Annotated in this window: 8 protein-coding genes and 1 pseudogene; 8 read left to right on the forward strand and 1 reads right to left on the reverse strand. The window is 40.6% G+C overall.

The window, feature by feature from the left end; all coding sequences use genetic code 11:
• The first annotated feature begins 506 nt into the window (after positions 1–506).
• The 8 genes and pseudogenes from M8E35_RS25625 to M8E35_RS25660 all read left to right on the forward strand — a co-directional run bounded on the left by M8E35_RS25625 (position 507) and on the right by M8E35_RS25660 (position 7,920).
• The gene (locus M8E35_RS25625; protein ID WP_252473804.1) at positions 507–863 is read left to right on the forward strand and encodes a YraN family protein; all 357 of its coding nucleotides are present in this window, start codon (positions 507–509) and stop codon (positions 861–863) included.
• A gap of 103 nt (positions 864–966) precedes the next feature.
• The gene (locus tag M8E35_RS25630) at positions 967–1,656 is read left to right on the forward strand and encodes a response regulator transcription factor (RefSeq protein WP_252473805.1); all 690 of its coding nucleotides are present in this window, start codon (positions 967–969) and stop codon (positions 1,654–1,656) included.
• Positions 1,657–3,468 carry an ATP-binding protein gene (locus tag M8E35_RS25635; RefSeq protein WP_252473806.1) on the forward strand — a complete coding sequence of 604 codons (1,812 nt, stop codon included), beginning with the start codon at positions 1,657–1,659 and terminating at the stop codon, positions 3,466–3,468.
• Positions 3,469–3,633: 165 nt separating this feature from the next.
• Positions 3,634–5,142: a YifB family Mg chelatase-like AAA ATPase gene (locus tag M8E35_RS25640; protein WP_252473807.1), complete on the forward strand. Its 1,509-nt coding sequence runs from the start codon at positions 3,634–3,636 to the stop codon at positions 5,140–5,142.
• 78 nt (positions 5,143–5,220) lie between these two features.
• Positions 5,221–5,433 (forward strand): annotated as a pseudogene (locus M8E35_RS25645) (magnesium chelatase domain-containing protein); the annotation flags it as partial.
• Positions 5,434–5,809: 376 nt separating this feature from the next.
• On the forward strand, positions 5,810–6,232 hold the full coding sequence (locus M8E35_RS25650; RefSeq protein ID WP_252473808.1) for a GNAT family N-acetyltransferase: 423 nt from the start codon (positions 5,810–5,812) through the stop codon (positions 6,230–6,232).
• A 78-nt stretch (positions 6,233–6,310) separates the two neighbouring features.
• Entirely contained in the window at positions 6,311–6,559 is a 249-nt protein-coding gene (locus M8E35_RS25655) for a hypothetical protein (RefSeq protein WP_252473809.1), read from the forward strand.
• 323 nt (positions 6,560–6,882) lie between these two features.
• A complete protein-coding gene (locus M8E35_RS25660) occupies positions 6,883–7,920 on the forward strand; it encodes a diguanylate cyclase (RefSeq protein WP_252473810.1) in 1,038 nt (345 codons plus the stop codon).
• A gap of 509 nt (positions 7,921–8,429) precedes the next feature.
• Here the strand turns inward: M8E35_RS25660 and M8E35_RS25665 are convergent.
• On the reverse strand, positions 8,430–8,741 hold the full coding sequence (locus M8E35_RS25665) for a L,D-transpeptidase (protein ID WP_252473811.1): 312 nt from the start codon (positions 8,739–8,741) through the stop codon (positions 8,430–8,432).
• Between the last annotated feature and the right edge of the window lie 467 nt (positions 8,742–9,208).

The following is a 9,208-nucleotide window of genomic DNA, read 5'->3' on the forward strand; positions in this document are numbered from 1 at the left end:
AATCGGTCTTTACCCAACCCCTCTCGCTCAGATGGCGATTGCGGCAGCTCAGAGTTTATTTTGAGTTAACATGATTTTAGTTGCGACTATGTCGAAAAGAGATTCTCAGTTATTAACTGAGAATCTCTTTTGTAAAGCAGGAGAAAAGCCACAAAGCGTGTCGCTGAAGGGATATATCAGATAGGCCAATTATAAAAATGGACCTATCTGATATATCCTGAGGTTTAGATTCAACCAATTGAGTGACGACCATAAAGGTACCGTGTCACAGCAACTATAACTAAAAAAGATGTTCGAGGCTAGACCGCCGGCCAAGGATGGCCAAGTGTCCCTGTAGCCAAGGACGGCGAGAAGGGACCGCCGGCTAAGGATGGCCAAGGTGTCGTGGTGACTGGATGGCAGGAAATAAGGTGTTGAGAAGCGACATCTAAGTATATGAGCTTTCTGAAGGTAAGATTAAATTAATTTGTAAGGATATAATTGGGCAAAGGAGCTGTCTAATCTTTGTGGAGAATAAACAATCTCTAGGTAAATCCGGCGAAGAATTAGCAGTACGTTTAGCAGTAGAATCCGGTTTAGCTATTATTGCACGAAATTATCGATGTCCCAAAGGGGAAATGGATATTATTGCCCGTGATGGAGAAGTACTAGTATTTATAGAGGTACGCACCCGTCGATCAGCTTATAGAGGGTGGGGCGAAGAAAGCATTACTCATCATAAGGTCCAACGATTACAGGCGATTGCAGCTTATTATGTATTGCAACAGGGATATTTGAACTGGCCAAGCCTAAGGTTTGATGTAATTGCAATTCGTTGGGTTGGAAAGCAACCAGAAGTGAATTGGATTAAAGCTGCTTTATAAATACATAGTTTAATCACACAATATTCACGAATAGATGTTAAACTTTAATATAAAGACAATGAATAATAATTGTTAATCGGTAGCCAAAAGGAGCGTTTGTAAATTGGATCCGATTTTAATCGTTGATGATGAAGAGAAAATTAGAAGTTTGGTAAGGTTATATCTTGAACGAGAAGGCTTTACTGTTGAAGAGGCAGAGGATGGTCGCGTCGCATTGGAAAAGTTTCGAGCAGGCCAATTTTCATTATTAATTGTAGACCTTATGATGCCAGATATTGACGGGTGGCGTGTTTGCCGTGAAGTTCGGGAGATTTCTGCACTACCCATCATCATGCTGACTGCTCGCGGGGAAGAGTTTGACCGTGTCCTGGGCCTTGAACTGGGTGCAGATGATTATCTGGTCAAGCCATTTAGCACCAAAGAATTGGTTGCAAGGGTTAAAGCCCTCTTGCGTCGATCTAGAGGTCAACTCCAGCCTGTGTCTTCAGAAATAACGGTGGGTCTGCTTAGTATTAACAAAGAACGCCATAAGGTTAGCATTGGCGAGGATGCTATTAATCTAACCCCTCTAGAATTTGATTTGCTTTATTTCTTAGCGAAAAATCGAGGGCGGGTTTTCTCACGTGAACAGCTTATGGAGACCGTATGGGGATATGATTTCTATGGAGATGCACGTACAGTTGATACTCATGTCAAAAAGCTGAGAGAGAAGCTGTCCCATCCCAGTGTCAAAGGGATGTTAGTTACAGTATGGGGTGTGGGATATAAATTTGATCCTGATCAGGTACATTAAATGGTTATAAAAACACATCGTTCATGGTCGATTTCTATGAAACTTTGGTTCGCTATGACTATTTTAATCCTTGCAGTACTAGGGGGATTGGGGTTTACACTTACATGGCTCTTTGGGGATTTTTACCTGCAACAGAAGTTAAATTCCCTTCGATCTGAAGCTATTGAGATTTCGGCGCAACTAGCCACTGAGCCTAGCTGGAGTGGACGGTTAAACCTGTTAGAATCTCTGAAATTAACTTCTGGAGCGCAATTGGTGCTACTAGATCCACAAGGTAATCTGGTGGTCATGGCAGGATCGATTACTCAGCAAGGGTCACAGAACAGTATAGAATGGTTTCCTAAAGGATTATCAGGAAGTTCAATAAGCGGATGGTCTCGAGATTTACGGCCTTCTGATTTTTTTACCGAGGGATATTTAGAACAGGTTTTGTCCGGTCAAACTATTTCGATCAAGGCCTTGCCAGTTAATGGAGGGGCGCAAGCAATGTTGCTGGCAGCTACCCCTGTAGGTATAAACCCTGTAAGAGGAGTTGTGTTATTGGGGAGTTCTCCAATCCCTATTCAGGAGAGCATTGCGACCTTTCGTCGCTTAATCCTCTATGCTTCTTTAATCGCTGTTTTCTTGGCCACAGTCATTAGTCTTATTTTTGCACAGCATGTAACTCGTCCTCTTGGTTTGATGCAGCGGGGAGCAACGCGAATGGCTAAAGGCGACTTTTTGCCCATTCAAGGAGTAACCAGCAAAGATGAAATCGGAGAGCTAGCTGAGGTCTTGAATTCGATGGGTGAAAGCTTAAAGAACCATATGGCATGGCTATCCCAAGAAAAAAACTTACTTCAAGGAATTGTCGAAAGTATCAGTGATGCAGTAGTTATGATGAGTTGCAATGGCTCAATTCTTTACGCAAATGACTCAGCTAAAGCCTTATGGCAAGAAAATGACATAGAGGTTACCGAACGCAAGACTCAAATTGTAACCATCCTTCAAACTATGGCCCAACGGGAAGATCAGGCTGAAAATTTTGAAATGGCTACTATAGGAATTCAAGTGTTGCAGATCGTTATGGCTCCAATGGCAGAGAACGAGGGGATACGCGGGCATGTAGCTGTTTTGCGTGATGTCACTGCTTCTTTGCGGGCTGAAAAGTCTCGACGTGAGTTCTTGGCCAGCGTTACACATGAACTTAGGACTCCACTGCATTTAATCCAAGGGTATTTGGAGGCAATCCAAGATGAAGTTATACCAAAAGACCAGAACGAAGAATATATTGACTTAGTCTTGGAAGAAGCCAAACGTCTGGCCCGCTTAGTGCAAGAGTTACAAGAAATAAACTGGCTCGAACGGGGACAGGTTATTCAACCTGTTGCTATCGATCTGGAGAATTTTATGGTAGATATTGACCAGCGCTTCCAAGGCAGGGCGCAAGAGTTGGGCGTGAATCTTGAAATTTGTAAAGGCTCTGGACAACTGTTAGCAGACCCTGATCGTCTCTTACAAGTATTTATAAATCTTTTAGACAATGCTTTGGGTCATACCCCACGTGGAAAGACGGTAAGGGTATTAATGGTGGAGGAGCAAAATGAGATATCTTTGGCAGTTCAGGATGAAGGGGAAGGAATCCCCAAAGAAGCTTTACCCTATATCTTTGATCGCTTCTTTAGAGTGAATAAAGCACGGTCCCGAAAAGATGGAGGTATGGGATTAGGACTAGCGATAGTTCGCCAAATTGTGGAAGCACATGGAGGTAATGTTCGCGTAGAAAGCGACATGGGAAAAGGAACGACCTTTTGGATTTCCCTTCCGCGGTAGTAACTTATTATAAAAGGTTCATCGTCCCCTTCTGCTTTAAAATCAGTGGGAGGGGATTTTTTTATTTAATAAACGAGAGGATGTTTAAAAAACTAACAATTTTTGATTAATATGGAAGGAATACATAAAAATAACGCGAACTTTCTATCTTTAAGGAGGGATCGCATGTTCGCTGCAGTATATGGAATGACTGTCCTGGGCTTGCAAGCTCACTTAATTCGAGTGGAAGTTGACGTGGCAAATGGCTTGCCAAGTTTTGACATAGTTGGCCTTGCAACCACGTCTGTAAGAGAGGCACGAGATCGAGTAAGATCAGCAATACGAAATTCGGGCTATCAGTTCCCTTTACAAAGGGTCACGGTAAACTTAGCTCCTGCAGATTTACGTAAAGAAGGATCAGGTCTTGATCTGCCGATAGCGATAGGGATACTTGCTGCAACAGGACAATGCTTGTCATCATCACTTGAACGATATGTTTTTTCTGGCGAATTGTCTTTGGAAGGTACGCTTCGTCCAGTTCCAGGGATACTTACGATGGCTATTTCACTAGAGCGAGAAAATAAATCCTTTATTCTAATTGTCCCACCGGAAAATTTAGCGGAAGCTCGTTTGGTGGCAGATTTAGAAACCCATAGTTCAGCTTCTCTGGATCAGATTATAAAGGCAATTTCAAAGATGGGTGACTTTGAAGATGCTATTTTATCTAGAGTAATTCAACCTGAATTAAGCGAGACTAAGGTTGACTGGTCGGATATTCATGGGCAACAACAGGCTAAACGGGCTTTAGAGATTGCTGCAGCAGGCGGGCATAATGTGGTGATGCAAGGGCCCCCGGGGTCGGGGAAAACTCTTCTGGCAAAAGCATATTCGGGGATACTTCCCTTATTGAGTGATCAAGAAAGCATTGAGGTCACACAACTTTACAGTGTTTCAGGGATGATAAGTTGCAACGGATCGTTAGTGCAAGAACGCCCCTTTCGAAATCCTCATCATACTGTGACCAAGGTTGGAATGATTGGCGGGGGGAGGAATTTACGCCCGGGTGAGCTTAGCTTTGCAAATCACGGGGTTCTATTTTTAGATGAATTTCCGGAGTTTGCACGCGAAGTCTTGGAGTGTTTGCGGCAACCACTGGAAGATCGCGAATTAACAATTACCCGACAAGCAGGGAGTATTACCTATCCTGCTAAGGTAAGTGTCATAGCCAGTATGAATCCCTGTCCGTGCGGTTATTATGGTGATCAAGGCCGAGTGTGCTCATGTACGCCGATGCAAATCCAAAATTATCGCGGGAGGCTCTCTGGCCCCCTTTTGGACAGGTTTGACATGCATGTTGAGGTACCTAGGCTGAATTACTCTGAATTAAAGAATAACATTGATAATGAGTCTTCAATTGTGGTTAGGGAGCGAGTGATGGCAGTCCGTCAAATACAATGGGTCCGACTGGGGTCTGTAAAAACCAATGCGGAGATGACGGCAAAGGAAACTAAAGAATTTGGTAAGTTGACTTCGAGTGGGGAGTCTCTCTTACAAAAGATTTTCGACAGTCAACATCTAAGTGCCCGCGCTCACGATCGGATTTTAAGGGTTGCTCGCACGATTGCTGACCTAGGTGGCTCTTCAAATATTTTTCCGGAACATTTAGCTGAGGCAATACAGTTTCGTATTTCATAAACCGTCATGGATATAATAGTGTCAATATTTTTATAAGGTAGTAATATCTATGAAGGTTCATTCCTACGGCCAAAAATTACTTGTGTAAGAGAGGCACGAGATCGAGCAAGATCAGCAATACGAAATTCGGGCTATCAGTTCCCTTTACAAAGGGTCACGGTAAACTTAGCTCCTGCAGATTTACGTAAAGAAGGATCAGGTCTTGATCTGCCGATAGCGATAGGGATACTTGCTACAACGGGACAATGCCTGTCATCATCACTTGAACGATATGTTTTTTCTGGCGAATTGCCCTACTCTATGCCAGATAGTTCGCAAGAAATTAGAGTACAAGCGGAAAAAGCATTTGATAAGGTTTTTAGCAAAACCACCGATTTTTTCCAGCAGGTAATTATTGTATTAAACCTTTGACTATTGATTATGGGCGTAAGCGCTTAATAAACGAGTGCATGGTCAACCTGCTCTAACTATGAGAAAATATCTCCATAAGACTAAAGATTGGAGGTATTCAAAGTGTCCAAGCGAGAACAGCAGGCTGCACTCGTGGCAGAATGCAGATCCAGCGGAATGACAGTGCTTTCAACTAATGGGACCTTGCCAAACAAGTAACAACATTTTTCTAGATTATAAAATAATACTTATACTATATGTAGGAGATGAAAAAAGGATGAGTTTAAAGATTCAGCTTGATTGTTCAAATATTAATTGGGATTGTGTATCTCAAACTTTAAAAAAAGTTGGAATGGCAAGTTTCACTGCAGAAATTCATAAGAAAGCTTTTGAAAATAGCTATACAGTGGTATTTATTTTTGACGATGATAAACTAATTGGTTTTGGTCGTGCGCTTTCAGATGGGGCATATCAAGCTGCCATATATGATATAGCAATATTACCGGAGTACCAAGGTAAAGGGATAGGAAGACTAATAGTGAATAATATTATAAAGACACTTCCAAAATGTAATTTAATATTATATGCAGCACCAGGTAAAGAAATATTCTATGAAAAGCTAAACTTTAAGAAAATGAAGACAGGGATGGCATTATTTTGTAATGCCACTGAAATGCAGAAGAAGGGTTTTACAGAATGACCAGAACTTACCTGTACTAATTTTATCTCATCCGCTTTACAATTAGAACAAACGTTCTGATTAGAGGCGAATATATGCATGAAAACAATTGCTGCACCTGTGGAAATGGTCTGCTGGTTCGATCTAAATGGTAGACCTTACCCAGTACGATTTCGGCATAAGGGGTCTGTTGTCAAGGTTCAGCAGGTCATCCATACAACTGAGGAAAAACTCGCCGGGAACCTCATGAAAGTCTTTAGATGTCAAAGCGAAGTGGATGGAGTAATGAGGGTGTTTGAGTTGAAGTACGAACTGCAGACCTGTAAATGGTTTTTGTGGAAGATGTAACGCCCTCACTTCGTTGGGGACTTCTTGCTTTTATAAGCCATAAGTTTCCACCCGACCATAAGCATTTCCCATGCTAGATTTGTACTAGAGGTAAGATTCAATGTTTATCACCCAATGTTACTCCACAAGGTAGAAACGTTCAATAATGCAGAATGTGTAAGTGAGTTGGATGTTCCAATAATTGGATTAAGGTAATTAACTACATTGAAAGCACTAATTCTCAATTGTTACATTATTCTCTTCTAACAGAAAAAAGGATTTAATTTTTATTTATAGAATATAATAAATTGTCGATCAGAAGAAGAACAAGGGGAGCTTTTGCAATGGTTTATAAGCTCAATGATTTTATAGCCCAAAAGATAGTTAATTTTATTCATAAAAAAAGTGGATTCGAAGTTATAGTATGTGATAATAATGGGACTATTATTGCCGATTCAGCACAAGCAAGGATAGGGCAACAGCATAAAGGGAGTATGAAAATATTAACAACTAATTGTGATTCTGTCGCCATTACACCATTAGAAGCGGACGCTTCTGGAGGACGAATTAAAGAAGGCCTTAACGTTGCCATTGAAGCAGATGGTGTTAAAATCGGTACATTTGGTATTGCTGGGAAGTTAGAAATCATCCACCCAGTTGCAAAGATAGCGGCTGGCATGGTAATTATGATGCTAAGCGACGAAGAACTGAAGGATAATATTCGGAGTCAATTACAGGCTCTAAGTACTTCGGTCGATCCAGACGCCAGTGATCAATTAAGCAACAGGGAAATTGTTATTGAATTGTTGAAGAGTACAACAGATAGCATAAATTTTGCAAATGAAAATCATGCTGAGATATATCAGATGATAGAAAGTATGAACAATTTAGTCTTTAAAGACACTTTAACGGGTATCTATAACAGGCATTATATCTATAGGAAGCTGCCAATCGATATTATTAGTGCATCGCTTTCGGAGCAAAGTCTATCAATTATTATATCTGATATTGATTTTTTCAAAAAAGTAAATGATACTTATGGACACTTAGTGGGTGATTATACATTAAAAAGTTTTGCAGATACTCTTTCGGGTTGTATTAAAAGGGAAGGTGACTGGATTTCAAGGTATGGAGGGGAGGAGTTCCTAATCTGCCTTCCTGGTGCTGGAGTTGAAAAGGCAATAGAAATAGCAGAACATATGAGAAGAACTGCAGAAAACAATGTGATACTCTACGGGAAAAACATTATAAAAATAACAGCCAGCTTCGGTGTATGTAGTACAAAGCCTGCTACAAACGAAAGTGTTGTGAATTTAATTGCACGTGCAGACAATAAGCTATATAAAGCAAAAAATAAAGGAAGAAATAGAGTCGAATCATAGAAAATTATTAGGGCGTTGCGACCAACCTGATAAAACCCATGTTAGGTAATCCGTGTAGAATCGTATTTAAGCGAGCAACGGTGAGAGTTTTTTGGCACTAAAATGTAAGGAGTAGAGCACCTTACATGCTCTACCTTCCTCGGTTGCCTATGGTTTGGTTTTGAGATTCTTGGAGTTAAGTGGCTTTATTTCTCCAAGAAGTAAACCATTCTGATTCTATTATATCCAAGTATCAATCATGTAAGCTGGTATGTTTTGTCTGTGCGTCTCTGAATAATAGACATTATTATGGATAAAATACCCCTCGACAGATTTCTCTTCCTCTTTATTTGACCCTCATCGGCAACGGTGAGGGCTTTTTTTAAGTTAAGATATATAATACTGAGCATACTAATCCCTAACATAGGAGGGATAATGTATGGCAGTCTTTATTATGTAATATAGGAGCGCAATACTGAGGAACCATAGAAAAATAACGATGAAGGTTCGAGCGAACATAAATGTATTTGTCATATGATTAGTCCTTTCATAGGGTTTAATACATCACGGTTGTGCATTCTTATGCATCCCTTAGACACATACTGACCTATTGATTGAGGATTATTGGTGCCATGAATTCCATAGTGAGGTTTATTGAGTCCCATCCACAAGGCTCCAAAAGCTCCCCCAGGGTTTGGAGCCTTGTTTATTATCCTAAACGTCCCGGTAGGTGTTGCAGTAGCGATCTTTCCAATTCCAACCGGATAGGACTCAATCACTCTACCATCTTGTAATAAGTAAAGTTGTCTATTGCTTAAGGAAACGTTAATAGAATACGCCAACTATTAACGATAGGCATAGGCCTGCTTACGCTGGAACTGATACTCCTTACTACCCTTAATTAAAATTATATGGCAGGATTAAAGTTTTCTGAACCATCTTATTATGATTATGTCTGTTGATTACGATTAGATAATAACTATTTGCACATAATGTAATGACTGGGCGAGCTGATCGGCTCGCTTTTATTTTTTGCGAACAAAAAAGCTCGAACGGTTGGGCGAGAAAAGATTACAATTCGTTCATAGTTAACCTTTACCGACGACCGTTGCGAATAATCTTTAGAGTTTTCTATCCTGAAGCATGTTGTGACCATCTATGCCACCAGGACTCAGACAAGGAAACATGGCTTGAATATCAAAAAATACATCTTCCTTCGCTAAACTCCCAATATTGTGAATGGTAAACTAAAGCATACACATTTACGTCAATGAAAGCATACAGGTTTCTGCCACAAAGCATACAACTT

The sequence above is a fragment of the Desulfosporosinus nitroreducens genome (genome assembly GCF_023897015.1).
GTDB lineage: Bacteria > Bacillota > Desulfitobacteriia > Desulfitobacteriales > Desulfitobacteriaceae > Desulfosporosinus > Desulfosporosinus nitroreducens.

Bases quoted from the DNA above. Each gene is read 5' to 3' on its own strand.
- M8E35_RS25655 (WP_252473809.1), top strand. From the start codon at position 6,311: ATGAAAACAATTGCTGCACCTGTGGAAATGGTCTGCTGGTTCGATCTA.
- M8E35_RS25660 (WP_252473810.1), top strand. From the start codon at position 6,883: ATGGTTTATAAGCTCAATGATTTTATAGCCCAAAAGATAGTTAATTTT.
- M8E35_RS25640 (WP_252473807.1), top strand. From the start codon at position 3,634: ATGTTCGCTGCAGTATATGGAATGACTGTCCTGGGCTTGCAAGCTCAC.
- M8E35_RS25635 (WP_252473806.1), top strand. From the start codon at position 1,657: ATGGTTATAAAAACACATCGTTCATGGTCGATTTCTATGAAACTTTGG.
- M8E35_RS25650 (WP_252473808.1), top strand. From the start codon at position 5,810: ATGAGTTTAAAGATTCAGCTTGATTGTTCAAATATTAATTGGGATTGT.